At 70.9% G+C, this 26,032-nt stretch carries 19 protein-coding genes and 1 pseudogene; 6 read left to right on the forward strand and 14 right to left on the reverse strand.

The features are described from left to right. Nucleotides 1-167 precede the first annotated feature (167 nt). Nucleotides 168-1,760: an ATP-binding protein gene (locus AC3CHW_RS07225; RefSeq protein ID WP_488469944.1), complete on the forward strand. Its 1,593-nt coding sequence runs from the start codon at nucleotides 168-170 to the stop codon at nucleotides 1,758-1,760. Beyond that, nucleotides 1,757-2,437, forward strand: a complete 681-nt coding sequence (locus tag AC3CHW_RS07230; RefSeq protein ID WP_398611839.1) for a response regulator — start codon at nucleotides 1,757-1,759, stop codon at nucleotides 2,435-2,437. The genes AC3CHW_RS07225 and AC3CHW_RS07230 overlap by 4 nt, the downstream gene beginning before the upstream one ends. 283 nt (nucleotides 2,438-2,720) lie before the next feature. On the opposite strand, the gene AC3CHW_RS07235 is transcribed toward AC3CHW_RS07230, so the two are convergent. After that, nucleotides 2,721-4,841 (reverse strand): DNA gyrase/topoisomerase IV subunit B, encoded by a 2,121-nt coding sequence (locus AC3CHW_RS07235; RefSeq protein ID WP_176164505.1) that lies wholly within the window; start codon nucleotides 4,839-4,841, stop codon nucleotides 2,721-2,723. A 431-nt stretch (nucleotides 4,842-5,272) separates the two neighbouring features. On the opposite strand from AC3CHW_RS07235, the gene AC3CHW_RS07240 reads away from it, so the two are divergent. Then, nucleotides 5,273-5,503, forward strand: coding sequence for a DUF7455 domain-containing protein (locus AC3CHW_RS07240; protein ID WP_176164504.1), 231 nt, complete (start codon nucleotides 5,273-5,275; stop codon nucleotides 5,501-5,503). A 113-nt stretch (nucleotides 5,504-5,616) separates the two neighbouring features. Here the strand turns inward: AC3CHW_RS07240 and AC3CHW_RS07245 are convergent, their stop codons facing one another. The 6 genes from AC3CHW_RS07245 to AC3CHW_RS07270 all read right to left on the reverse strand — a co-directional run bounded on the left by AC3CHW_RS07245 (nucleotide 5,617) and on the right by AC3CHW_RS07270 (nucleotide 14,807). Further along, nucleotides 5,617-6,435 (reverse strand): serine protease, encoded by an 819-nt coding sequence (locus AC3CHW_RS07245; protein WP_488469945.1) that lies wholly within the window; start codon nucleotides 6,433-6,435, stop codon nucleotides 5,617-5,619. Nucleotides 6,436-6,572: 137 nt separating this feature from the next. Next, nucleotides 6,573-8,129: an RNA polymerase sigma factor gene (locus AC3CHW_RS07250; protein ID WP_488469946.1), complete on the reverse strand. Its 1,557-nt coding sequence runs from the start codon at nucleotides 8,127-8,129 to the stop codon at nucleotides 6,573-6,575. Nucleotides 8,130-8,484: 355 nt separating this feature from the next. Then, nucleotides 8,485-9,423 (reverse strand): FadR/GntR family transcriptional regulator, encoded by a 939-nt coding sequence (locus AC3CHW_RS07255; RefSeq protein ID WP_269785623.1) that lies wholly within the window; start codon nucleotides 9,421-9,423, stop codon nucleotides 8,485-8,487. 152 nt (nucleotides 9,424-9,575) lie between these two features. Then, complete coding sequence (locus tag AC3CHW_RS07260; RefSeq protein WP_488469947.1) at nucleotides 9,576-11,594, reverse strand: ATP-binding cassette domain-containing protein; 2,019 nt, start codon at nucleotides 11,592-11,594, stop codon at nucleotides 9,576-9,578. 117 nt (nucleotides 11,595-11,711) lie between these two features. Next, nucleotides 11,712-12,473 carry an NUDIX hydrolase gene (locus tag AC3CHW_RS07265; protein WP_176164499.1) on the reverse strand — a complete coding sequence of 254 codons (762 nt, stop codon included), beginning with the start codon at nucleotides 12,471-12,473 and terminating at the stop codon, nucleotides 11,712-11,714. A gap of 741 nt (nucleotides 12,474-13,214) precedes the next feature. Then, nucleotides 13,215-14,807, reverse strand: a complete 1,593-nt coding sequence (locus AC3CHW_RS07270; protein WP_488469948.1) for a DUF4192 domain-containing protein — start codon at nucleotides 14,805-14,807, stop codon at nucleotides 13,215-13,217. Nucleotides 14,808-14,961: 154 nt separating this feature from the next. On the opposite strand from AC3CHW_RS07270, the gene AC3CHW_RS07275 reads away from it, so the two are divergent. Together AC3CHW_RS07275 and AC3CHW_RS07280 are read left to right on the forward strand one after the other, a co-directional pair. Continuing rightward, entirely contained in the window at nucleotides 14,962-17,127 is a 2,166-nt protein-coding gene (locus tag AC3CHW_RS07275) for a RecQ family ATP-dependent DNA helicase (protein WP_488469949.1), read from the forward strand. 205 nt (nucleotides 17,128-17,332) lie between these two features. Beyond that, nucleotides 17,333-17,953 carry a hypothetical protein gene (locus AC3CHW_RS07280; RefSeq protein WP_488469950.1) on the forward strand — a complete coding sequence of 207 codons (621 nt, stop codon included), beginning with the start codon at nucleotides 17,333-17,335 and terminating at the stop codon, nucleotides 17,951-17,953. Nucleotides 17,954-18,145: 192 nt separating this feature from the next. On the opposite strand, the gene AC3CHW_RS07285 is transcribed toward AC3CHW_RS07280, so the two are convergent. From AC3CHW_RS07285 to AC3CHW_RS07305, 5 genes are all read right to left on the reverse strand, one after another. After that, nucleotides 18,146-18,769, reverse strand: coding sequence for a hypothetical protein (locus AC3CHW_RS07285; protein WP_398611831.1), 624 nt, complete (start codon nucleotides 18,767-18,769; stop codon nucleotides 18,146-18,148). Nucleotides 18,770-18,827: 58 nt separating this feature from the next. Then, nucleotides 18,828-19,538: a ribonuclease HII gene (gene rnhB / locus AC3CHW_RS07290; protein ID WP_488469951.1), complete on the reverse strand. Its 711-nt coding sequence runs from the start codon at nucleotides 19,536-19,538 to the stop codon at nucleotides 18,828-18,830. Between the two features lie 578 nt (nucleotides 19,539-20,116). Continuing rightward, entirely contained in the window at nucleotides 20,117-21,010 is an 894-nt protein-coding gene (locus AC3CHW_RS07295; protein ID WP_488469952.1) for an ADP-ribosylglycohydrolase family protein, read from the reverse strand. After that, nucleotides 21,000-21,680, reverse strand: a complete 681-nt coding sequence (locus tag AC3CHW_RS07300) for a histidine phosphatase family protein (protein ID WP_398611828.1) — start codon at nucleotides 21,678-21,680, stop codon at nucleotides 21,000-21,002. The genes AC3CHW_RS07295 and AC3CHW_RS07300 overlap by 11 nt, the downstream gene beginning before the upstream one ends. 78 nt (nucleotides 21,681-21,758) lie before the next feature. Next, nucleotides 21,759-23,372, reverse strand: a complete 1,614-nt coding sequence (locus AC3CHW_RS07305; protein WP_488469953.1) for an ABC-F family ATP-binding cassette domain-containing protein — start codon at nucleotides 23,370-23,372, stop codon at nucleotides 21,759-21,761. 96 nt (nucleotides 23,373-23,468) lie between these two features. Here AC3CHW_RS07305 and AC3CHW_RS07310 point away from each other — a divergent pair. Further along, nucleotides 23,469-24,077, forward strand: a pseudogene (locus AC3CHW_RS07310) (TetR/AcrR family transcriptional regulator); the annotation flags it as partial. Nucleotides 24,078-24,401: 324 nt separating this feature from the next. On the opposite strand, the gene AC3CHW_RS07315 reads toward AC3CHW_RS07310, so the two are convergent. Further along, complete coding sequence (locus AC3CHW_RS07315) at nucleotides 24,402-25,007, reverse strand: YdbC family protein (RefSeq protein ID WP_176164489.1); 606 nt, start codon at nucleotides 25,005-25,007, stop codon at nucleotides 24,402-24,404. A gap of 33 nt (nucleotides 25,008-25,040) precedes the next feature. Beyond that, entirely contained in the window at nucleotides 25,041-25,958 is a 918-nt protein-coding gene (locus AC3CHW_RS07320) for an arylamine N-acetyltransferase family protein (RefSeq protein WP_488469954.1), read from the reverse strand. Nucleotides 25,959-26,032: the final 74 nt, after the last annotated feature.

Genomic DNA, 26,032 nt, shown 5'->3' on the forward strand with positions numbered 1-26,032 from the left:
GCTCCTTTTGCTCACGCTAGAACGGACACTCGTCACCTCTCAGAACACGGCACCGGCAGCCGCGCCCCCGTACGTTCATCCCCATGAGCGGGTCGGCGAGGGCGGTTCCACCGGTCCGGGCCAGGGTTGGCCGCGGTGGCGACGGGGGACGGAACGGAGGCGGACGGATGCGGATCGGGTGGCCCCGGCGCGTCTTCTCACAGGTGCTGCTCATGCAGTTGGCCATCGCCACCGGCGTCACGGCCCTGGCCACCGGCCTCTTCCTCGCACCGCTCAGCTCGCAACTGGACGACCAGGCCATGCGCCGGGCGCTGGCCATCGCGCAGACCACCGCCACCCGCCCCCACCTCGACGACGAGCTGCGGACGGGACGCCCGTCGGCGCGCGGGCCGGTGCAGGCCGAGGCGGAGGCGATCCGGCGCTCCACCGGAGCCGAGTACGTCGTGATCATGGACCGTCGGGGGGTGCGCTGGTCCCACACCTCGCCGGGCGAGATCGGCAAGCGGGTCTCCACCGACCCCAGCGAGGTGCTCGCCGGGCGCGAGCTGATGGAGATCGACCACGGCACGCTCGGCCGCTCCGCCCGCGGCAAGGTCCCGCTGCGCGACGAGCACGGCCGCATCGTCGGCGCCGTCTCCGTCGGCATCGCGTACGAGAACGTCCGGGACCGACTCCTTTCGGCCGTGCCCGGGCTGCTGGCGTACGCGGGCGGCGCCCTCGCGGTGGGCGCCATCGCCGCCTACCTGGTGGCCCGCCGGCTCCAGCGCCGCACCCACGACCTCGCGTTCTCGGACATCTCCGCGCTGTTGGCCGAGCGCGAGGCCATGCTGCACGGCATCCGCGAGGGCGTGCTCGCCCTCGACAAGAACGGCCGGATTCGGCTGGTGAACGACGAGGCGCAACGCCTGCTCGACCTCAGCCCGAGCGACACCGGACGGCCGCTGGACGAGGTGCTTCCGCTCGGCCGCACGACGGACGTCCTCGCCGGTCGGGTCACCGGCGCCGACCTGCTCACCGTCAGCAACGGGCGGGTGCTCGTCGCCAACCGCATGCCCACCGACGACGGCGGCGCCGTCGCCACCCTCCGCGACCGCACCGAACTCGAACGGCTCGGCCGCGAACTGGACGGCACCCGCGGCCTGATCGACGCCCTGCGCGCCCAGGACCACGAGCACGCCAACCGGCTCCACACCCTCCTCGGGCTGCTGGAACTCGGGCTGCACGAGGAGGCGGCCGAGTTCATCACCGAGGCCGTCGGCGTGCACCGGGCCACGGCCGAACAGGTCACCGAGCGCGTCCACGACGCGCTGCTCGCCGCCCTGCTGGTCGGCAAGGCCACCGTCGCCACCGAGCGCGGCGTCTCGCTGCGCGTCTCCCCGGACACCTGGCTGCCGGACCGGGTGGTGGACCCGCCGGGGCTGGTCACCATCGTGGGCAACCTGGTCGACAACGCGCTCGACGCGGCACCCGGCGCGGTGGACCCCTGGGTGGAGATCGAGCTGTGCGCGGAGGGCGGCACGGTCCTGGTCCGCGTCACCGACTCCGGCCCCGGCGTCCCCGCCGACCAGCGCGAACTGGTCTTCACCGAAGGCTGGTCCACCAAGACGCCACCGGCCCACGGCAAGCGCGGCATCGGGCTGGCTCTCGTGCGCCGGCTCGCCGAGCGCCAGGGCGGCAGCGCGCGCGTGAACGCACCGGCCGCCGGCGGCGCCGAGTTCACCATCATCCTGCCGGATGCACTCACCGAGGAGCCTCGATGATCGACGTACTGGTCGTGGACGACGACGTCCGGGTGGCCGACATTAACGCCGCGTACGTCACGAGGACCCCGGGCTTCACCGTCGTCGGGCGCGCCCACACGGCCGCCGAGGCCCTGGCCTGCCTTGAGCGCACCCACGTGGACCTGGTGCTGCTGGACCACTACCTGCCGGACGAGACCGGCCTCGCCCTCGTGGCCCGACTGCGCCAACTCGGCCACCACACCGACGTGATCATGGTGACGGCCGCGCGCGACATCGCCACCGTCCAGGCCGCCATGCGCCACGGCGCCCTGCAGTACCTCGTGAAACCCTTCACCTTCGCCGGGCTGCGCGCCAAGCTCGACGGCTACGCCGCGCTGCGCCGCGCGCTGGCCACCGACGAGGAGGCCGGCCAGGACCAGGTCGACCGCATCTTCGGCGCCCTCGGCGGCGCGTCGGCCGGCCCCCCGGCGCTGCCCAAGGGCCACTCCCCGCTGACCGCGGACCTCGTACGCCAGGTCCTGCGCGGCGCCGACGGCCCGCTGTCCGCCCAGGAGGTCGCCGACCGCTCGCAGCTCAGCAGACAGACGGCCCAGCGCTATCTGAAGCTCCTCGAGCGCGCCGGCCGCGTACGCCTGAGCCTGCGCTACGGCGAAACCGGCCGCCCCGAACACCGCTACCTCTGGCGCGCCCCCTGACCAACCCCAGCTCCCCGCCACTCCCCCAACCGGGCTCCGGCCGTCCAGGCAACCCGACCACACACCCCGTACGCCCCCCGGCCGGCGCTGAGCCGCCCCACCAGGCCCTCCGGGGCCGTCCACCGCGTAAGGCCCCCGACGCGGTCCCGCCGACGCCCTGGACGGCCATAGAGCGCCACCACGGCCCTCGCGGGCCGGCGCGCGGGCACCCGCGACCGCCGACCCCCTCGGGCACGCGCCGAGCCCCCGGCCTCGCGCGCCCCTCCCTCCGGGCGCCTACCGGCTAGGCGTCGATCCGCGACCGGTCGAGCGTCGCCGCCGAACTGGTGATGAACTCCTTGCGCGGCGCCACCTCGTTGCCCATCAGCAGGTCGAAGGCCCGCTCGGCCGCCTCCAGGTCGCTGATGTTGATCCGGCGCAGGGTGCGGTGGCGCGGGTCCATCGTCGTCTCGGCGAGCTGGTCGGCGTCCATCTCGCCCAGGCCCTTGTAGCGCTGGATGCTGTCCTTGTAGCGGACCTTCTTGCGCTCCAACTCCAGCAGCGTCTGGCGCAGCTCGTCGTCCGAGTACGTGTACAGGTACTTGTCCTGGCCCTTCTTGGGCTGGATCAGCTCGACCCGGTGCAGCGGCGGCACGGCGGAGAAGACCCGCCCCTGCTCGACCATGGGCCGCATGTAGCGCTGGAAGAGCGTCAGCAGCAGGCAGCGGATGTGCGCCCCGTCCACATCGGCGTCGGCCAGGAAGATGACCTTGCCGTACCGGGCCTGGTCGATGTCGAAGGTGCGGCCCGACCCCGCCCCTATGACCTGGATGATCGCCCCGCACTCGGCGTTCTTCAGCATGTCCGTGATGGACGACTTCTGGACGTTGAGGATCTTGCCACGGATCGGCAGCAGCGCCTGGAACTCGGAGTTCCGGGCGAGCTTGGCGGTGCCGAGCGCCGAGTCACCCTCGACGATGAACAGTTCGCTGCGGTCGACCGCGTCGCTGCGGCAGTCGGCCAGCTTGGCCGGCAGCGAGGACGACTCGAGGGCGGTCTTGCGGCGCTGCGCGTCCTTGTGCTGCCGAGCGGCGATGCGGGTCCGCGCCGCGGCGACGATCTTGTCCAGCACCGCCCTGGCCTGCTGCTTGACGTCCCGCTTGGAGGAGCCCAGGAACGCCTTCAGTTCCTTGGCGACCACGTTGGCCACCACCCGGGAGGCCGCCGACGTGCCGAGGACCTCCTTGGTCTGCCCCTCGAACTGGGGCTCGGCGAGCCGGACCGTGACGACCGCGGTGAGCCCCTCCATCGCGTCGTCCTTGACCACGTCGTCCTCGGAGACGCGCAGCACCTTGGCCGCGCGCAACGCCTCGTTGACGGTCTTGGTGATCGAGCGCTCGAAACCGGAGACGTGGGTGCCGCCCTTGGGCGTGGCGATGATGTTGACGAACGACTTCACGGTGGCGTCGTAGCCGGTGCCCCACCGCAGCGCGATGTCCACGCCCAGGTCGCGGGTGACCTCGGTGGGCGTCATGTGTCCCCGGTCGTCGAGGACGGGGACGGTCTCCTTGAAGCTGCCCTGTCCGGTCAGCCGCAGGGTGTCGCAGACGGCCTTGTCCTGCGCCAGGTACTCGCAGAACTCGCTGATCCCGCCGTCGTAGCGGAAGGTCTCCTCGACCGGCTTGTCCTCCTCGACGCCCCGCTCGTCCCGGACGGTCAACGTCAGCCCCGGCACCAGGAAGGCCGTCTGCCGCGCCCTGGCGTGCAGCGTGTCCAGGGAGAGCTTCGCGTCCTTGAGGAAGATCTGCCGGTCCGCCCAGTACCGGACCCGGGTCCCGGTCCGGTTCTTCGGCACGCGCTTGCCCTTGAGCAGGCCGTTCGCCGGGTCGAAGGGCGCGTCCGGGCCGGACTCGGTGAAGATCCCCGGCACGCCGCGGCGGAAGCTGATGGAGTGCGTGGCTCCCCCGCGGTCCACCTCGACGTCCAGCCGCGCGGAGAGGGCGTTGACCACCGAGGCGCCGACGCCGTGCAGGCCGCCCGAGGCCGCGTACGAGCCGCCGCCGAACTTGCCACCCGCGTGCAGCTTGGTCATCACGACCTCGACGCCCGACAGGCCGGTCTTGGGCTCGACGTCGACGGGGATGCCCCGCCCGTTGTCCCTGACCTCCACCGAGCCGTCCTCGTGCAGGATGACCTCGATGCGGTCGCAGTACCCGCCCAGAGCCTCGTCCACGGAGTTGTCGATGATCTCCCAGAGGCAGTGCATCAGGCCGCGGCTGTCCGTGGAACCGATGTACATACCCGGGCGCTTGCGCACCGCTTCCAGTCCCTCAAGGACGAGCAGGTGCCGCGCGGTGTAGTTGGAGCCGCCCCGATCTGCTCCGGTCAGCAGCGCAGTGGACGGCACAGACATCTCGGCGGTCACGCGGTTCGCTCCTCGCTGAATTTCGACTGGCCCTCGGCCGGGCTCAGGGGTGGGCTGGGCGCCGTCAGAAGCGTACAGATGCCTGGTAGAGCCTTTGTGCCGCCACCCGTGAGAACGCCCATGCTAATCGAGAGTCGCTCGTACGTTCGATCCCTCGATGGGGTGACGCGTACATCACGTTCCCAACGAGGCATGAACCATTTAGGCTCCGGGCACGTCCTGATGAACAACCCGGCAACCCAGCCGGCGGGACAAGACCGACAAGCGACGTGAAACCGTAAGCCAGCGAAATACGGCTCATTCGCCGCCAACCGGCACCATCCAGCCGACTCGGAAAGAAATTTCAAGGGAAAGCCACGAACGGGAACGTTTTCGGCCTGGTTGGATGTTGACCCTGGTACGACAGCTCGTCGAGCTAGAGAAGAGGCGACGTGACTACTGTTCTGACCCCCGCGAGCCCGCTGACGGCCGCTGACCGCTGCGATCGTTGCGGCGCCCAGGCATATCTGCGCGTCGTGCTGACAAGCGGTGGCGAACTGCTCTTCTGCGCCCACCACGGGCGCAAGTTTGAGCCAGAACTCAAGAAGATCGCCGCGGAAATACAGGACGAGACCGAGCGGCTGACCGCTGCCCCGGCGTCCGCGTCCACTGAGGAACGCTGACACATCGCATCCACGACGAGCGAGGACCGGCCTGGCCGGCGACGGGCGGTCGCCCCCGCAGCGCGGGGGGACCGCCCTCCTCGTCTCTCCCTCGGTATCTCCGCGGCCCGCGACTACCCGTGTCGCTCCACCAGCGGAGCCACGGCCGAGATCCGCGTATAGACCCCCGGGCTGCCTGGCTGGGCGCATCCGCTCCCCCAGGAGACCAGCCCCACCAACCGCCCCCGCGCCACGAGCGGGCCGCCGCTGTCCCCCTGACAGGCGTCCCGCCCGCCGCCCGGGTCGCCGGCGCACACCATCGACCGCGCCACGAAGGTGCCCTCGCTGGTTCCCGGGTACGCCTCCTCGCAGCGCTTGTCATCGAGCATCTTCACCTCGGATGCCATGAGCTGCGCGGAGTAGTTGCCCGTACCCGTGGTGTCGCCCCAGCCGTACACCTTCGCGGTCGTGCCCGGCCGGTAGGCGGCGTCGCCCTCTTTAGCCATGGGGATCACCCGTTCCGCGGGCTGCTCCCGTTCGAGCGTGAGCACGGCCACGTCCCCCGCGTTCGTCGCCGGATCGAAGTCCGGATTGACCCACACGCGTCGCAGCGGGACCTCCTCGCCCAGGCCGCTCCCCAGGTCACCACGGCCCACGATGGCCCGCAGGTCACCGACCGCGCCCCGGTCCACGCCCAGCACCTCGCGACTCATGCAGTGAGCCGCCGTGATCACCGTGGTCCGGGAGACGAGCACCCCACCGCAGAACTGGCCGGAGCGCGCCTCACCGAACCGGTCGCGGCTGCCCAGCGCGACGACCCACGGCGCGTCCGCGGCCTGCACCGGCTGGCCCCCGATGACGACCCCGTCCGCAGCCGCTGACCCCGGCAGGGCCGGGACCGTCACGAGCGCCGCGAGCAGAGAAGTGGACAGCGAAGAGAGCGGGGTACGCATGGCGGGCCTCCTGACCAAGCGGAGTGAGCTGTGCGCTCAGCGTCACCCAGACGGGCGCGCCCCGCATCTGGACAGCGAGCGGGCCGGGCCCTCCCGAGGAGGACCCGGCCCGCAAACGCGCAGCGTACGGCCGCCGATCAGTCCAGGTAGTCGCGCAGCACCTGGGAGCGAGACGGGTGACGCAGCTTCGACATGGTCTTCGACTCGATCTGGCGGATGCGCTCACGCGTCACCCCGTAGACCTTGCCGATCTCGTCCAGCGTCTTCGGCTGGCCGTCCGTGAGGCCGAAGCGCATGGAGACCACGCCGGCCTCTCGCTCGCTGAGCGTGTCGAGAACGGAGTGCAACTGCTCCTGCAGCAGCGTGAAGCTGACCGCGTCGGCGGGCACGACCGCTTCGGAGTCCTCGATCAGGTCACCGAACTCGCTGTCGCCGTCCTCACCGAGCGGGGTGTGCAGAGAGATCGGCTCGCGGCCGTACTTCTGGACCTCGATGACCTTCTCCGGGGTCATGTCGAGTTCCTTGGCCAGCTCCTCCGGGGTGGGCTCGCGGCCCAGGTCCTGGAGCATCTGTCGCTGGACGCGGGCGAGCTTGTTGATGACCTCGACCATGTGCACCGGGATGCGGATGGTGCGGGCCTGGTCGGCCATGGCGCGCGTGATGGCCTGACGAATCCACCACGTGGCGTACGTGGAGAACTTGTAGCCCTTCGTGTAGTCGAACTTCTCGACCGCGCGAATCAGGCCGAGGTTGCCCTCCTGGATGAGGTCCAGGAAGAGCATTCCGCGGCCGGTGTACCGCTTGGCCAGCGAGACCACCAGACGGAGGTTGGCCTCCAGGAGGTGGTTCTTGGCGCGGCGGCCGTCCTCCGCGATGATCTCCAGCTCACGCTTGAGCTTGGGGGCAAGCTTGTCCGAGTTGGCCAGCTTGTCCTCGGCGAACAGGCCCGCCTCGATCCGCTTGGCGAGCTCGACCTCCTGCTCGGCATTGAGGAGGGGGACCTTGCCGATCTGCTTGAGGTAGTCCTTGACGGGGTCGGCGGTGGCGCCGGCCGCGGCGACCTGCTGGGCCGGCGCGTCGTCCTCGTCGTCGTCGGAGAGGACGAAGCCCTGGTTCTCGGGCTCCCCCTCGCCACCCTCGGCCTTGCCCGCGGCCTGCGGCTCCTCCATAGGCTCGTCGCCGTCGAGGAGTTCGTCGGCGTCCTTCTTGGACGCCGTCTTCTTCGTGGCGGCCTTCTTGGCGGGCGCCTTCTTCGCCACCGCCTTCTTGGTCGCGGCCTTCTTCGCCGCGGCCTTCTTCGCGGGCGCTGCCTCGGCCTCGTCGCCCACCCGGTCGTCGGCCGTGGCCGTCGAGGCGGTCGCGGCGGCAGTGGTCTTCTTGGCGGCGACCGTCTTGGCCGCGACGGTCTTGGTGGCGGTGCGCTTGGCTGGGCTCTTCGCTGCGACGCTCTTGCGGGTGCGCTTCGGCGCCTCTGCGGCACTGACCATCAGCGTCACACCCTCCTCGTCGAGGACCTGGTTGAGGCTGCGCAGAACATTCTTCCACTGGGTTGGCGGAATCTGGTCAGCCTCGAAGGCCCGACGCACATCGTCGCCGGCGATCTGCCCCTCAGCCTTTCCCCGCTCGATGAGCGCCATGACAGACTCGGACTCGGCGATCTCCGACGGGAGCGTACGGGATGTGCTGGCCGACACGAACAACCTCTCGGAACGATGGAAACGGCTTCCGGCCCCGTCCGTAGACCGGAGCCGACGACCGCCGGCAAGGATGAACCGACGGCGCAGGTGGAGGCGCAGAGGACAACAGCGCCGCGAACGACGCCCGTATTCCTCCTCGGCTGCCACCTCTTTAGTCATCGCGCTGCCTCAAAGAGCGTTACGCCCAATCACCGTGGCCCGAGTCACACCACATAGCGATCCAAAACATCATGTAAGCGGACAGAGGCCGCCGCGTCGCCGAACCCACAGTCTGTCCCGGCCAGCCGGACAGGGTTCGGCGACGTCACCGCAACCGGGCAACGGGGGTCAGCGCCCCCGCCAAAGGGTGCGGTCAGTGCTCACGCGGCGCGGGCACCACTCGATCGACCTCGGGGTGGACCATGAGCAGTTGAGCCATCGCGGCCTCCGCGCCGGCCCCGTCGCCGGAGCTCACCGCGTCGACGATCCGACGGTGCTGCCCCACACTCGCCTCGGTGGAACGGTCACAGCCGGTGACCGGGCCGCCAGAGACCTGAAGCGCGGCGCCGACGATGCCGGCCAGGTGCTCCAGCATGCGATTGCCCGCGACCTGGAGCAGCACCGCGTGGAACTCGGCGTCCGCCCGCGAGTAGGTCAGGGCGTCACCCTGCCCCAGCGCGTGGCTCATGATCTCGACGACCTCGGCGAGCCGCTCCTTACCTTCCTCACGGCCGTTGCCCGCGGCGAGCCGGGCGGCGAGCGGCTCGATGGTCCAGCGCAACTGGCACAGCTCTCGTCGCTGGTCATCGCGCTGCGGCCCGAACGCCCGCCACTCGATGATGTCGGGGTCGAGCAGGTTCCAGTCGCTGACCGGGCGGACCCGGGTGCCGACGTTGGGCCGGGCGCTGACCAGGCCCTTGGCCTCCAGCACTCGCAGGGATTCGCGCACGACCGTGCGCGAGACCTCGAAGCGCTGGCCGATCTCCTCCGGGACAAGTGGCCTGTCGGCCCCCAGGTCGCCGGAAACGATCATCTGTCCTAGCTGCTGGACGAGTTGGCCGTGCAGGCCGCGGCCACGGTTGCCGGTGGAGCGCCTGCCCACTCGGCCCAGCTCTGCGTCCGCGTCCCAGGCGGGGAGGGCGACACGTTCGGCGCCGGGGGCCTCGGCGTAGGGGTAGCGGTCAAGCTCGCCCGAGCCTGCGAGGCCGGAGTCGGCGGGGCGAGCCGCGGTCGTGGTGGTGTGCGCAAGGGTACTCACGCATCCTTTGTCGGCGACGCCCCGAAGGCCCTTAAGGTCTTTGGTGAAAAGCACACGAAAGGGTGATCGCCCATTACCTCATAATTGACGTCCAATCGGACAGAAGTGAGCGGGCTGTGGGGAGTTGCGCACAGTTCACGCGCCCATGAGTGCGTCCGCGTACGCCCTGGTCGGGCCCCTGCGCGACCGAGATCGACCGCCGGTGCTCATTTCGCGCGCTGCCAGCGCATGGCGCGGACGGGGCGCGGACGGCCACGGAGCGCCGTGAGCACATAAGCGCACAACAGTACGGAGATCGAGAGCGCCATCACGTGCGCCACGGGTTCGCTGGCCAGTCGCGCGGCCAGGTCCAGGCCCCGGTCCGGCAGGGACGGCCATTCGACCAACGTCGCCGCGCGCACCCGGTCCGACATGCCGGCCAACGACCTCGCGGACGGCTCGTCCACCGCCCGTCGCAGGAATGTCAGCGCGAGCAGCGGCACGGTCAGGGCCGCTCCGAGCCCCAGCAGCGTGGAGCGGAGCACCGCCGCGGCCAGTAGTCCCACCCACGCGCAGCCGACCGCCAGCAGGCACCAGCCGCCCAGCAGTGCGGGCCAGTCCGCTGGCGGTCTGGCCACGTCCGGGCCGTACAGGACCCACAGCGCCACCCCGTTGGCCAGCGCCGCGGTGGTCGCGAGCAGCACCGCGCCGCCCGACCAGACCAGCGACTTCGCGCCGAGGAGGGCCAGCCGTCGCGGAACGGCGCCCTGTGTCGGGGCCAGGGCGGGGTAGCGGTACTCCTGCCCGAAGGCGAGCGCGCCGAGCAGCCCGGCGCCCACGGCCACGGGCGGCAGGGGGAGCGACCTCGGCCACCCGGTGAACAGTCGGGCCGCCGCCGCGTCCCCCGTACGGGCAAGCAGCACACCGGTGAGGAGCGAGGCGACGAGCGTCGCGGCAGCGACGTACCAGGCAGTGCTCACGCCGAACGCGCGACGTAGCTCGTAGCGCACTGGCCAGGCCGGCCCCGGCGGGGGGAACCGGGTGAGCGCCAAGGCCCGCGAGGCCGGCACCCCGCGCCCTTGGGAGGTCGGTTCGTCCGCCGGCGTGGGCCAGGGCGCGCCGGCGCGGCCGACCGCTCCCCCGGCGCCGCCGAACCCCACCCACGAGCCGCTACCGGCCACGACGAGGCCGTCGGGCTGCGCGGCGCACGCCGGCTCGTCCGCGACACCGAGCCGCGCGACCTCGGGGAGCGCCTCGACCGGGGCGGTGCCGTGCTCGGGTGAATCGCCAGCACGAGTCAGAAGCGTGACGTGTTCCGGCGCCGGAGCCGGGGCCTGACGACGGTCGGTGTCCCGACTCACCGGTGTGGTCAGGCTCGGAACCCCGAACTCGTCCGCGAGGCGGTGCACGAGGATGCCGTTGCGGTAGGCGAGCTCGCCTACGGCCGCGCAACTGCTGCCGTACACGGCGATGCGACCACTCCCCTCGGGCACCACCTCGATCCGCTCCCCGGTGGCACGCGCCTCCTGTGCCAACAGGGCGGCAAGGCGGTCGGCGAACGGCGAGCGCACCACGACGCGTGGCCGCAACCGGGTACGAGCGAAGTCGGCGGCGCTCTGATCAGCGGCCAGTCGCCCGCCCTCGATGCTGATCACCCGGTCGGCGAAGCGATCCAGGCCCCGGGGTTCGCTCGTGGTGACGAGCACCGCGCCGCCCTGGTCCGCGTAGCCACGCAGCAGGCCCTGTAGCCAGGCGGTCTCGCGGGGCGACAGGTCACGCACGGGCTCGTCGAGAACCAGCGCGTGCGGGTCCCCGAGCAGTGCGGACGCCAGGCCAAGGCGGCGGTCCATGCCACGCGAGTAGTCGCCCAGCCGCTGCTCGGCAAGGCTGCTCAAGCCCACCAGCTCCAGCACCTCGTCCGCGCGCCCGACCGGCACCCCGGCGGCCGCCGTGAGCATCCCGAGGTGCCGCCGCGCGGTCCGCGCGGGGTGGCCCGGAACATCGCCGAGCACCACTCCGACCTCGCGCGCGGGGTGCGGCACCCGGTGCAGGGGGCGGCCACGGAAGAGTGCGAGACCGCGCCCGGACTCCAGTTGCAACAACAGACGCAGCGCGGTGCTCTTCCCGGCACCTGGCGCCCCGAACAGGACGGTGACGAGTCCTGGACGCGCTTCGAAGGTGAGGTCATCGACGACGGGCGGCTGGTTGCGGCGGGGGGCACTGGTCAGCCCGATGGCCTGGATCATGGCTTCTCTCGCGAGGCATGAGACCGCACTGCGGCACGTGGGATATGGGCTATCGCAGCACCGTAACCCCATCTGTCCTATCTTCTCCGCATACGCAGCCTTTGCAACGCCGTAGTGTCACACCTCGGGACGCAACATCGGCGGGTTCAGGAGGGTCGCACCGCCGGCCCTGAACAGTTGCGCGGGCCGACCACCCTGGCGCGTCGTCGTGCCCCCGGTGGGTACGAGAAACCCAGGCGTACCGGTGACCTTGCGGTGAAAGTTCCGCGGGTCGAGCGCCACACCCCACACCGCCTCGTACACGCGGCGCAGCTCGCCGACGGTGAACTCGCGCGGGCAGAACGCGGTGGCGAGCGAGGAGTACTCGATCTTCGAACGCGCTCGCTCCACGCCGTCCGCGAGAATCCGAGCGTGGTCGAAGGCGAGCGGCTCGCCATGCCCGGTCTCGCGCCCGAACGCGTCCTCCTGTTTGAGCAACGACTCGACGGGAGCCCAGCGCGCGCTGTGCGCGTCGCCGCCCGCCCGAGGAGCCGGGAGGTCGGGAGCGAGCGCCAGGTGCGCCACGCTGACCACACGCATCCGAGGGTCGCGTTTCGGGTCACCGTAGGTGGCCAACTGCTCCAGATGCGCGGCGTTCGGCGGCGCGGGGTGTGTCGGGTCGTGAGCGAGGAGGCCGGTTTCCTCGGTGAGCTCGCGCGCGGCGGCGGCTGACAGGTCCTCATCTCCGCGCACGAACCCACCTGGTAGGGCCCAACGCCCCTGGTGCGGCTGCTCGCCACGGCGGACGACGAGTGCGCAGAGCGCGTGCTGTCGCACGGTGAGCACGACCAGATCGACAGTGACGGCGAAGGGCGGAAAGGCCGACGGGTCGTAGGGCATGAGGGGATCATAGTCGTCTGCCTGACGATAAAAAGGCCGCTGCATTGTCTTGGCACAACCCACCGAGCGAGCGCGCACAACATCGCCACCACCCACGCCACCACGGATCGTCGCTCACTCACGGATGTCTCCCAACTGCCGCCCCACCACTGCCGACTGCCCTGCTCCCCGACCAGGTCCCCTCTCGCCCGCATCCCGCCTTTCGCTGCTCAAACAGGGCGCTCGACTCACGGCGCCGAGCCCCGCCGCATAGCCTGTGCGGCGCGCGGCGCCGGCGCGGTCCCCCGATCAGGCGATGCATCGAGCCCTCCTCGCGTGACGCATGGGGATGTCGGCGCCTGCCGCCAGACAAAAAGGGCGCCAGGCCGGGCCCCGAAGCGTCACGAGGGCCCTTTGCTCTGCCACGAGCGGCGAGCGGCGAGCGGCGAGCGGCGAGCGGCGAGCGGCGAGCGGCGAGCCCAGCGTGCGCCCCCTTCGGCTCAACCTGTGTCTGCGTAAACGATCCACGTGATCAACACGGCATGGCGCAGAGGCGGTTGCGCTGCGCACGGCGCCTGTCACGGTCGCGGTGAGGTCGACTCACGGTCGTGGTGCGGTCGACCTGGCGAGGCGCCTGCCGCGGGCCGAGGCGAGGTCCATCGCTCCCGCCCCTGCTGCTTGCGGCGACGTACTGGTTTCCTGCGGGACGGGCTCAGGCGCTCCGCGAGGCAGGCGCCGGCCGCGGCGGTTGCCCGCACTGGGCTAGCTGGTGCCGTTGGTGTCGCGCGGCCCGCCGTGGCGGCGCGCCCGGGGCCTACCCGCTGGCCCACGGGTCTCCCCCACATCGCGTCGCGTAGCGGGGCGGCTTCCCCTGGCAGGCCGCGGCGGTGCGCTACGCCGTCGCTGGCGGGGCACCGTCGGCCGGAGGGCCGACGCCGGTGTGGTCGCCTCTTGGTCTCCGGGGGCCCTGGTCGCGGGAGGAGTGGCGCCCTGCTCGCATTTCTGCCCGCTCGCCGTCGCGGCCTGAGCGTCTCGCTTCGATGTCTCGGGATCGGGCTTCTGGAGGCTCGCGCACTGCGCCGCGGATCGCGGACCGCTCTGCCGTGGCCGAGTCTGCCGGCCATTCCGCGTGTCGATCCGGCGCAGCTCCTCCCGGACCGCGCTGCGCAGTGCGCCGTCCGCCGAGCGTCCCGCCCGCTCCTTTCGTAGCGACCGGCGGAGCAGCTCGGGGTCGATCCCCTCGTTGCAGGCCTGGTGCAACAGCCGGGCGAAGACGTAGTCGGGATCGGCGTGCAGGGCTCGGCTGAGAGCGACCCGGGCCTCGGGCTCGTCCCCCAGCGACCAGGCGACCCAGCCCGCCAGGGTGAGCGGCGCGGCAGCGTGCTCCGCGTAGGCGCCCACGCAACGGCGCGCGAGGGCTCGCCACAGTCGCAGCGCGGGCTCCGCCACCGGTCCTTCCATCCACTCCGCGGCTCGGTCGCGCGTGACGCGGTCTTGGAGGCCGAGGATCATCTCGGCCGCTTCGTCCTGTGCGAGAAGGTCGTCGTCGCGGTCGTCCGCCGCCGCGCGTCCGGAGACCGGGTCCGCCTCTTGGAAACGCTTGAGCGCATCTGCCGCCAGGTCCAGCGTCCGCCCGCGCACGGCGAGGGCGGAGTCTCCGAGCATTTTGGAGACGAGGGTGCCTGCGGCAGCGTCCAGCGCCCGCTCCTGCTCGGGTAGGCGCGTGGTGGGCAGCGGCGTCAGCCGGGCCTCCATTTGTCGCAGCGAGCCACGCACCTGGATTCCCGCGTAAGTGGCGGCGGCAGCCATCGCGGTCGTGCCGGGCATGACGAGCGGCGTCCCCTCGTGAGGGCAGCAACGCTCGCCAGGGCAGCAGTACGACCAGAAGGTCCCCGCGGAAATGCAGAGTGCCTCCAGAACGGGGGCCTCCAGCTTTCCGCACGCCACACGCAGGCGCTGGACGAGTGGGCGGAGCCGTTCCATCACCTGGCGTCCGCTGTCCCCCTGCTCAGGGTCCTGGCAGACGAAGATGATGACGCCGGTGACCTGGTGGCCTCGTCCACGGCAGCCGGTGATCAGGCAGTCGGCGAGTTGGTCGCACATGTCCGGCCAGTCCTCGGGGATGGCCGGAATGCCCAGGCGCAGCCTGCCCCCGAAGCGTCCCTTCTCACCGTGCAGCGCGATCATGACCACGCTGTCAGTGGGATAGAAGCCCAGGAGATACGGAAGGGCGTCAGCGAGCTCCGCCGGGCTACGGAGAGTGACTTGCTCCAGGTCAGAGGCGAGCGAGGGATGACGCGAGGGTGAGGAGTCGGAGGAGCCGGCGGGACCGAAGGGTTCGTTGCGGTTCGTCATGGCACGAGAGTCGCGTGGGCGACAAGATCCCACCAGCCCTGTGGATAACTCGCAGATTGGAAGATTGTCGTACTAATTAAACTTCCAGCGAAGTTATCCACAGGTCGGCAGGACTCATTCGCGCGATGTCAGTGGCATCGGGTTGCATGGGGGCATGACCAACGACGAACTCCGCGTCTCAGCCGACCGCGTCCTGGCCCGCCTCGTCGGTGACACGACGGGTACGGCCAGGCTGCGCGAGGACCAGTGGCGAGCCATCGAGGCCCTGGTAGCCGACCACCGCAGGGCACTGGTCGTCCAGCGCACCGGTTGGGGGAAGTCCGCGGTCTACTTCGTGGCGACCGCACTGCTGCGAGAGCGCGGTAGCGGGCCCACGGTGATCGTCTCGCCGCTCCTCGCGCTGATGCGTAACCAGGTCGAGGCCGCCGAGCGCGCGGGGATTCGGGCGCGCACCATCAACTCCGCGAACACCGAGGAATGGGAGACCGTCCAGGAGGAGGTCGCCGCGGGGGCGGTGGACGTCCTTCTCGTGAGTCCTGAGCGCCTCAACAACCCCGACTTCCGTGATCAGGTGCTGCCCGCACTCTCCGCGTCGACGGGTCTGCTCGTCGTCGACGAGGCGCACTGCATCTCCGACTGGGGCCATGACTTCCGCCCCGACTACCGCCGCCTGCGCACCATGCTGGCCGACCTACCACCTGACGTGCCCGTGCTGGCCACCACGGCGACGGCCAACGCCCGCGTCACCGCCGATGTCGCCGAGCAGTTGGGCACGGGAGGCGGGTTGACGCAGACGTTGGTGCTGCGGGGTTCGCTGGATCGGGAGAGTCTGAGTCTTGGCGTGCTGAACCTCCCGGACGCGGCACATCGCCTGGCCTGGCTCGCTGACCACCTCGACGAGTTGACGGGCTCCGGCATCATCTACACCCTCACCGTCGCGGCAGCGGACGAGGTGACCACGTACCTGCGCCGCAGCGGGCACCACGTGGCCTCGTACTCAGGCAAGACGGAGGACGCGGATCGCCGGGCCGCGGAGGCGGATCTCCTGGCGAACCGCGTCAAGGCACTGGTGGCCACGTCCGCGCTCGGCATGGGATTCGACAAACCGGACCTCGGATTCGTGGTGCACCTAGGTTCGCCCGCGTCACCGATCGCCTATTACCAACAGGTAGGCCGAGCGGGCCGAGGAGTTGAGCACGCCGAGGTGCTTCTGTTGCCGGGCCGCGAGGACGAGGCGATCTGGCGGTACTTCGCTTCCCTGGCCTTCCCCTCCGAGGAGCAGGTGCGCCGCACCCTCGACGTGCTGGCGGCGGCCGACCGCCCGTTGTCCCTGCCCGCCCTGGAACCCCAAGTCGAGCTGCGTCGCTCCCGGTTGGAGACGATGTTGAAGGTGCTCGACGTGGATGGCGCGGTGCGTCGAGTACGCGGAGGCTGGACGTCCACCGGACAACCGTGGACGTACGACGCGGAGCGGTACGCCTGGGTGGCGCGACAGCGCGCGGCCGAGCAGGAGGCGATGCGCGCGTACGCGTCCACGACGGAGTGCCGCATGGAGTTCCTACGCCGGCAACTGGACGACGAGACAGCGCAGCCGTGTGGTCGTTGCGACAACTGCGCAGGCGCCAGGTTCTCCGTTGACGTTTCCGCCGCCGCGCTCCAGACGGCGCAGGGCGAGCTTGGCCGGCCGGGAGTGGAGGTGGAGTCGCGTCGCATGTGGCCCACGGGCCTGCCCGCCATCGGGGTCAGCCTCAAGGGCAGGATTCCCGCCGGTGAGCAGGCCGCCCCCGGCCGGGCCCTCGGCCGGTTGTCCGACATCGGATGGGGCAATCGCCTTCGCCCCCTGCTCGCGCCGCAGTCGCCGGACGGCAAGGTGCCCGACGACGTCGCCAACGCGGTGGTCACGGTGATCGCTGACTGGGCCCGCGGGCCGGGAGGTTGGGCCTCCAATGCTCCCGATGCGCCAAGCCGGCCGATAGGCGTGGTCACCGTGGCCTCGCGGAGCAGGCCACAGCTCATCCAGTCCCTCGGCGAACGGATCGCGACCGTCGGCCGCATGCCGTTGCTGGGCACCGTCGCCTATCGGGACGACGGGGTCGACACGCGCGTGCCACGCACCAACAGCGCCCAACGGCTGCGGGCCCTGGACGGCGCGTTGACCGTACCCCCGGCCCTGGCCCAGGCACTGTCCTCGTCCGATGGCCCGGTGCTTCTCGTGGACGACTACACGGACACCGGCTGGACCCTCGCGGTCGCGGCTCGACTGCTTCGCCAAGCCGGCGCGGGAGCGGTGTTTCCGCTGGTTCTCGCGGTGCAGGGGTGACGCATGGCGCGCCGAGCGGCGCGTCAGCCAGAAACATGAGGGGCATATAGCTAGATAGCGGTCACCGACCTCGGCTGTTCGTTGCCGCCGTTCAACGCGACCGCGAGAATTGAACTGGCTCTTCGGTCGTGGCGTCCCCAGGGCTGGGTGCTGCCGTGTGAACCATGCTCGCCGCCCGGCTCGGGCACACAACGAAGGGAGGACCGTGGCCTTCGGCTTCGCTCCGCCCCCCGCGTCCGACCCCTCCCACCGACTGGGACGCATACTCGAATCCGCCGAGTGGGCTGCCGCCGGCATCCCCCTACTCTCCAATCCTCGCGAGCTGGTCAGCGGCCTGTACGCCCGGCACGCGCCCACGTTGTCCACCGCGGTCGTGGGCGTACTACAGCAGGACGGGCGGCTGGCGGCCAGCGCTTCGTTCCGCCAGCGCGCCGACGTCGCGGACGGCTGGGAGTTGCGTAACGGGCTGCTGGCACGGCTACGCCGCATCATCCCGCACGACCTGCGGCTGCGGAGTCCGGTGCGTACGGCGGTCCTGATGTACTGCCGTGGCGGCGACGGCGGCTGGACGGAAGAGGACGGGGCCTGGATGTGGGGGCTGCGGGACGCGTGCACCCTGCACGGCCTGCGCTGCGGTGCCTACATCACGATGACGCCTCACGGCTGGCAGGTGCTGGGCGACGGGCGCGGGGGACGACGTCCGTACGTGGGCTCGCCAGTTGACAAGCTCATATCGGAGGAGGCGGAGACGCCGAGCAACGTCGCCCCTTCCCGCGGAACGGGCGGCGCTGCCACCGACAACCTGCGACCGACGGCGGCGTGCTGACTGTCCCGCGGCCGGGGCTGTCACGGGTGTTGTTGCCCATGGGTCAGCTCGGCTGCTACGCCCGCGCCAACCACCCCGAGCGCGAAACGCGGACCAAGCCGGAAGGGAACGCCGTTAGCCGGGCGTCCTCCCGTTGAGGAAACGCCCGGCTCGGGGTACGTCATGTCGGCCGGTGCCGCGGGCCGCTGGAGGCTAGACGCTCGCGGTCAGCATGGTGTTGATCCGCTGCGGGTCACCGCAGACGATGAGCAGCACGCCGGCGCGGGCCATCGCCTGAGGCAGCAGCCGGGCCACGTCTGGGTCCGCGCCGCCGTTGACGGCCACGACCACCACCGGGCGTCCGGTGGCCCGGCCCGCGTCGGCGGCGGCGTAGAAGACGTCGTCGCCCGCGTCGTGCTGGGCCCAGTACGACGCCTCACCGAAGGACAGTTCGTGCGCGGCCCACGGGTGCGGGTCACCCGTCGTGAGCACCAGCACATCGCCAGGGGCGCGACCGGATTCCAGCAGCAGATCGACGGCCTCGTCCGCAGCGTCCAGCGCGCCCTGCTCAGAAGCGGGGATGAGCTGGAGTTGCGCCTTGGCCGACGTCTTGGACGGGACAGGGGGAACGGCGGGCGTGGGCCGCGCGGCATCCGCTGGCGTGCGCTGGGCCGGGGCCGCCGGCCCTCGCTTCGGTCCGGGGCGGCCAGGCCGCATCGGAACGGGCCGGGGACCGGGAACAGGACGAGGGGTCGACGCGGCATGGCCGGAGGCCGGCGCTACGCGGGGACCCGGGACACTCTCGTGAATCTGAGGCTCCTCGGGGATGAGAGGCATATGTGATGTCTATCAAACGCCGACGCGGAGCGCGCCGGCGGGTGGCTAGTTGGGCTACTCAGGCCCCGGTGAAGTCGAAGCCGAGTTGGCCTTCGCTCTCCAAGTCGACGACGTCCGGTGCGATTCGGGGCCGCTTGAGGTGCTGCCAGCGCGGCAGTGAATCGAGATACGCCCACGACAGTCGGTGATGCGGGGTGGGGCCCAGTTCCTCCAGGGCTGCGCGGTGCGCGGGCGACGGATAGCCCACGTTGTCCTCGAAGGAGAACTCCGAGCACCCCGCGCCCAATTCCGCCATCATCGCGTCTCGTTGCACCTTGGCCAGTACGGAGGCGGCGGCCACGGCGATGCACGACTGGTCGCCCTTGATCACCGTACGCACCTGCCAGGGGGCGCCGAGGTAGTCATGCTTGCCGTCGAGGATCACCGCGTCGGGTCGCACCGGTAGTGCGTCCAGGGCGCGGGTCGCGGCCAAGCGGAGCGCCTCGGTCATGCCCAGCTTGTCGATCTCCTCCGGCGAGGAGTGGCCGAGGCCGTGAGCCGTGACCCACGTCGTCAGCTCCGCGGCGAGGGTCGTGCGGCGCTCGCGCGTGAGCAGCTTCGAGTCGGTCAGCCCGGCAGGCGGGCGTCGCAGCCCGGTGACCGCGGCGCAGACCGTGACCGGGCCAGCCCATGCACCACGGCCGACCTCATCGACTCCGGCGACGATCTTGGCTCCGGTCGTGGCGCGTAGCGAGCGCTCGACGGTGTGAGTGGGCGGTTCGTAGGGCATGGCGAAGCTAAGACTACGCCGCCCGGATGAGGGGTTGTGCACCCGGAGCCGTTTCAGCGCTATGTGACTCGTGATCTCCGCCATGCACGGCACGTGTCAGCAGTCGGGGCGCCCGCGAGCGGTGCGCCGTCAGGGCGTAGGCGACGTCAACGGCGGTGGCGTCAGCGGGTACGTGGGCGTGGTCGACCACTTCCCGCGGGGTGGGGTGGCCGCCCCGAGTGCCGAAGTCGAGCACCTTGCTACCGGTTGGTTCAGCGCGCGATTCGTCCCCGCCGCCTCTGGCGACCGGTCTCGGATGTCCACTGCCCTGTCCCGCCCCGCCGGTTTCTCATGTCATCGCGGGGCGGGCATCCCGGCCTGAGCGGCCTCGCGCTCCGGTGCCCGAGGCCGGACACTCGCGCTGGGTGCGTAGTCGCGTGCGCACCGCATGGGTGGGGTGTAGTCCCCCTCGCGCGACCGCGGACGCTCGGGCCTCACCCGGTCGGCGCGTGCGTCGGCAGGCTCCGCGGCACGCTGGGCCGGGATCTTGGCCTCGATGCGTCGTCAGGGCCGGCCCTGGCGGAAGGCGCGACTCCCGCTCAGTGCGGCTGGCTCGGCAGCCAGTCGGGGAGCGCTTCGGTACGGTCCTGCCACTCGGCCGGCGGGGCGCCCGCCGGGCTGGCAGCGAGGACGCCGCCGACGATGGCGCAGGTGGTGTCCACATCACCGCCTGCCTGCGCGGTTACCCAGAACGCCCGCTCGAAGGAGGCGAGGTTTCCGGCTGCGGCCCACAGCGCGAAGGGCACGGTGTCGTGCGCGCTGGTACGGCGACCGCAGCCGAGGACGGCGGCGACGGTGACCGGGTCGGCGAAGTCGAGCATGTCGCGGGCGCGGCGCAGCCCGGCCTGAACCGCACTGCGCGGTACCAGCGCCACCACGTCACCCAGCAGTCGCGCGGGGTCGCCCGGCCCGCCGGGGGCGGCGACCAGGGCCGCTGCTGCCGCCACCGCCATGGCCCCGGCTACCGCCTCGCGATGTTGGTGGGTGGTGTAGGCGGAGATCTCCGCCTGGTGTGTCGCCTGCTCGGCGTCGCCCGCGTACCAGGCGCCTAGTGGGGCGATCCGCATCGCGGCGCCGTTGCCCCACGAGCCCTGGCCGTTGAAGAGCGCCGCGGCCAGTTCCCGCCAGTCGGCTCCCTCCCTCACCAGCCTCAGCATCCGGTTCACCGCGGGCCCGTACCCGCGGTCGAAGTCGTGGTGCTCGGCGAAAGAGGTGGCGAGCGCGTCCTGGTCGATGCGACCGTGCGTGGCCAACACGGCGAGCACCGAGCACGCCATCTCCGTGTCGTCGGTCCACTGCCAGGAGCCGGGAGGCAGTGCGCGTGCTTGCAGGCGGGCGTAGTTAGCGGGAACGAAGAACTGGGAGCCGAGGGCATCGCCCACGGCCAGACCACGCAGGCTCGCGTGGGCGCGTTGAAAGCGGTCAGCGGTCATCGCAGCGAACTCTAACCGGTAGTGGATACGGTTCCGGGGTGCACCAGCGCTCGAACGGTCGGTCCAATCGGTAGCGACCGTCGTCTCCGAGTAGCAAGGTGCGATATTCGGCGTTGCCCGGGTTGGAGAGCGACTCGAATTCCGCGACGCTCCAGTGGAACCAGCGCATGCAGAACAGGCGCATGGTCAGACCGTGGGTCACGAGCAGGACGTTCCGTGGGTGGTCGGGGTCCTCGAAGCTGCGCCACAGGCTTTCCAGGAAGGCACCCACCCGGTCGTAGACGTCCGCGCCGGACTCTCCCTGTGCGAAGCGGTAGAAGAAATGGCCGTACGCGTCGCGGTACGCCTTCTGCTTGCGCACGTCCTCACGGTCCTGCCAGTTTCCCCAGTCCTGCTCGCGTAGCCGCGGCTCCTCCCGGACCCGGGTACGCGAGGGGTTCAGGCCCAGCAGGTGGAACGTCTCATGGGTGCGGCGGTAGGGGGAGACGTAGGCGGAGATCGGTTCGTCTCCGAAGGTGCTCCGTAGCGCGTTGCCCGCTTCGACGGCCTGCCGTTGCCCGCGTGGTGTCAGGGCCAGCGCATGATCGGGCTCCCTTTCGTAGACGGTGTCGTCGACGTTTCCCTCGGACTCGCCGTGGCGGATGAGGACGATGCGCTGAGGTCGTGCCATTCGGACACCCTAGATCGACCGCCGGCCGCCGCCGTGACACTCACCCGCCTCGCGCAGGCCCAAGGGCACGGGCGGTGATCAGCCGGGGACGAGGCGTCCGCGGCGCAGCTCTCGGTGTTCGCCGGCGAATCGCGCGCGCAGCGATCGATCGTGGGTGACGACGACCAGGGCGCCCTGCCACCGGGCCAGGGCAGCCTCCAGTTCTTCGACGAGGCCCAGGGCGAGGTGATTGGTGGGCTCGTCCAGCAGCAGCAGATCCATCGGCCTGGCCAGCAGGCGAGCCAGGGCGAGTCGGCGGCGCTGCCCGACGGAGAGCGAGCCCACCGGGACGTGCAGATCGCGCTCGCGAAACAGCCCGTACGACAGGAGACGCTGGGCATGCTCATCGGGCCCGTCCGGCAGTCCTCGGCCGAAGACCGCGAGCAGCCGCTCTCGGGGGTTGTCCACTGGTATCTCCTGAGCGAGGTAGCCGATGCGTCCTCGGCGGTGGACCCGGCCGCTGTCGGGCGTCGCCACTCCGGCCATCAGGCGGAGCAGCGTCGTCTTGCCAGCCCCGTTGTCACCGTGGATCAGCAGGCGCTCTCCGGCCCGGACGGACAGCGCGTGCACCGAAAGCCGGCCCGCGACCCGGACTTCGTCCAGGGCGACCAGTTGGCCGCCGGCGGCCCCCTGCGCGGGTCGGGCAGCGAATCGCAGCATGTCAGGTGGCCTGGGTACCGGGTCGGCCTGGAGCCTTCTCAGCCGCTCCTGGGCGTTGCGCACTCGGCTGGAGACCGACGCCTGGACACGCCCCTTGTCCCGGCCGTAGGCCATCTTGTTGCCGTCCTTTCTCGCCCGGCCGGGAGCGACGCGCGGTGCGGTCGTGGCGGCGAACTCCGACAACTCGGCGGTGTCGGCGCACCATTGCTTGTACGCCTCCTCCCAGCGCTGCCGCGCCGCGGCGCGCTCCGCCACGAAACCCGGGTACCCGCCCCCGTAGCGCACGAGTGCCCGTCGGTCGGCGTCCACCTCCAGGATCGCGGTGGCCACCCGCTCCAGGAACACGCGATCGTGAGAGATGGCGAGCACCGTGCCCGGGTGAGCCCGAAGGGCGTCCTCCAGCCAGGTCAGGGCTGGGGCATCGAGGTGGTTGGTGGGCTCATCGAGGAGCATCACCTCGGGAGCCGCGGCGATCAGGCAGGCGAGGCCGAGGCGGGCCTGCTCACCACCGGAGAGCTCGCCGAGCTGTCGCTCGCGGCCGACGTGCGCGAGCTTCAGGGCTTGCAGGGCCTTGTCGACGCGCACGTCTGCCTCGTACCCACCGCGGGCCTCGAACGCGGTGAGCAACTCTCCGTACTCCTCCAGGACTTCGCTACGGGCATCGCCGAGGGTGGACTCCAGCACGCGGAGCCTGCGCTCCATGCGCCGCAGCCCTTCCAACGCGCGGTCTATGGCGTCTCCGACCGTGTGGTCCTGGGATAGCTGTGGAGCCTGGGCGAGATACCCGATCTCGCCGTCGGCGATGGTGACGACCTCGCCCTCGTCGGGACGGTCCATGCCGGCGATCAGCCGCAGCAGCGTGGACTTGCCCGCACCGTTCTCCCCCACGATGCCGACGCGCTCTCCCGGCCGCGCGGAGAACGACACGTCGTCGAGGAGCAGTCGATCCCCACGAGAGACGGTGACGTCCCGTAGCGAGATTTGTGTAGGCAAGTGACCCCCAGTTCGCAGTCGGGCTTCAAATGCACCTTGAGTTGCGTTACGCTCAGCATGACACGCCTGGCCCTTCTAACGCAACGGGAGTTGCACATGGCTCGTGACTCCGCCGCCGCACCAGGGACGGTGCGCCCCGGTGGGCGGACGGCCCGCACTCGCGCGGCCGTCCGTGATGCCGTCCTCACCGGGCTCGCCGACCACGGGTATCCGGGCCTGACCGTCGAGTACGTCGCGGAACATTCGGGGGTGCACAAGACCACGCTCTACAGACGCTGGGGTGGTGTCGACGGGCTGCTCGTGGATGCGCTCGACCTCGCGGGGGAAGATTCCTGGTCGCCGCCCGACACGGGAACGCTCGAAGGCGACCTGTGCGCGTTGGCCGATGAGGTGGCGGCTACCTTCGGCGACCGCGCGACGGCTGCCGCGCCCACCGCGTTCATCGCGGCGGCGTTCCAGTCGGAGCGCGCCGCGCAGGGGCTGCGCGACTTCTACCGCGAGCGCTTCGCCCGGTGTGGCCCGCTGATCAGCCGCGCCATAGAGCGCGGCGAGGCTCCACCCGGGACGGACGCGGGCGCCGTCGCCCGGGCCGTTTCCGCCCCCCTGTACTTCCGGGTCCTCGTGACCCGTGAGCCGATTGACGCCACGCACGCGCGGCAGAGCGCCCTTGCCGTGTTGGCCGCGATCCGGGCCGGGGCGTATACGGACGACACCGACTCAGCCTCGCCAGCCGACGCGGCAGGCGACCCGAAGGCCGCGACCGCACAGGCGACCGATCCACGCCACGCCGATCCGCGGGGAGACGCCTCCGCGGCCGTATCGACAGGAACGGTGCGCGAACCGGCCGCGTCCGCCACTGTCCGCGACCGAGTCGGAGACAGCCACGGCGGTGCGGGGCGCTCCGATCACTCAGGCCCAAGCGCTGACGAGCACGCCAGGCGGCGAGAGTCGTGAGCCGGGGACCCTCGGCTCACGCCCCGCACAGAGCGAGGGCGCGGACGACGTACGCCCGGTCGACGATGCTGCCCGTCACACGGTCCAGGACGGCTCTATGGCGACGACGTCGCCCGCCAGCGCGGCGATGTCCGTGTCCACTTCGGCCCGGGTACCGAGCCGTCGCACTCGCTCCTCGCGGTACTTGCCGTGCTCTGCCGCCGAATTCCACATGGACAATACGAGGAACTCGTGGCCGGGGGCCTGACCGAATACGCCCCTGAGCATGCCTGGCGAGCCGGCCATCGCCGGGTTCCACACCTTCTCCTGCATCAAGGTGAAGTGCTCGACCCGGTCCGCGTGCACCTGGCAGTGCGCCACCCGCACCACGTCGACATCGCCAAAGCGCGGCTCGAAGCCGACCTTGACGTCGAACTGCCGCTCGAAGAGCAGCACTTGCATGTCCGTGTACGTCCCCGTCTGGCCCGCCGCGAGGCGATCATGTGCTCGTGCCATGAAGGAGTCGTAGAACGCCCTGCTCTCCCAAAAGCCGAAGACGTGCGCCACCTCCGGACGCTTACGGCTCCATCCGCCGCCCTGCCCACGGAAACCCGGCTCGCCGAGCAACCCCGCCCATTTCCGCTGCCCACGCTCGAACCCAGGACGGTCCGTCACGGAGCAGCGAATCCACTTGACCAGCACCGCGCCATCGTACGGCCCACGAGACCGCCACCGTCACGAACCGGAGGCATACCCCTGGACAAGCTTTTCCGCATCGGCGTCGCCCAGTTCGACGCCGAACTCGCTGAGCAGCACCTCAATCAGCTCCTGGGGGGCGACCTCGCGCTCTTCAGTTGTGCCGTCGGGGCGTGCGAGGGACAGCCGCGCGCCGACCAAGCGATGCCGCACGCCGGGGTCGGTCCGCTGGACCACCGGCCGGGAGACGAAGGGAGACCGTTCGTGCGTGGAGATGTAGTAGTTACGGACCTCGTAGTCGATCGGGTAGCGCTGCTCCGAGGTGAAGGCGTAGAGGTCGAACCAACCATCGGAGTGCAGCGAACGCAGCGTCCAGACCCCATCGGCCTCACTCGCCAGTCCGAAGGTCCAGTCGCCCTGCCGGTGCTGACCACCGGCGACCCACGGCAGCGGCTCCAGGAGTCCCTCGCCGCCGAAGCCCACGTCCGCGATCCAGTCATCGCCGTCGATCGAGACCCGCAGCAGCATGTGCGTCTCGGCGGTCAGCTTGTCGGTCCCCATCCGCACCCGTGCTCCGAGTCCCGTGACCGAGAAGCCCAGCCGTTCCAGTGCGGCGGCGAAGAGCAGGTTCTGCTCGTAGCAGTAACCTCCGCGCCGCTGGCGCACCAGCTTGGCCTGGAGCGCCTCGATGTCCAGCAGGATGGGCCGCCCGAGCACGATCTCCAGGTTCTCGAAGGGGATGGCCGCCACGTGCGCCCGGTGCAGCGCACGCAGCGTGCTCACGTCAGCGGCGAGCTTCGCGCCGACAACCGCGGGCTCACGCTGCCCCGCGGCCGCGAGGGCCGGCGGTGCGACCCCGTCCGTGCTGTCGCCGTCGCCCGCCGACGCCGCGAGGCCGATGCGTGCCAGGTACGCGTCCAGGTCCAGCCGGTCGCCGCCCCACGTGGATTCGCTCACGAGCCTTCTCTTTCCCCTGACGCGGCCGTCCGACCTGCGCTTGTCCGATGCACGGTACGCATCTTCCCAAAGGT

Source organism: Streptomyces sp. MGP-BFMKR1, assembly GCF_057766585.1.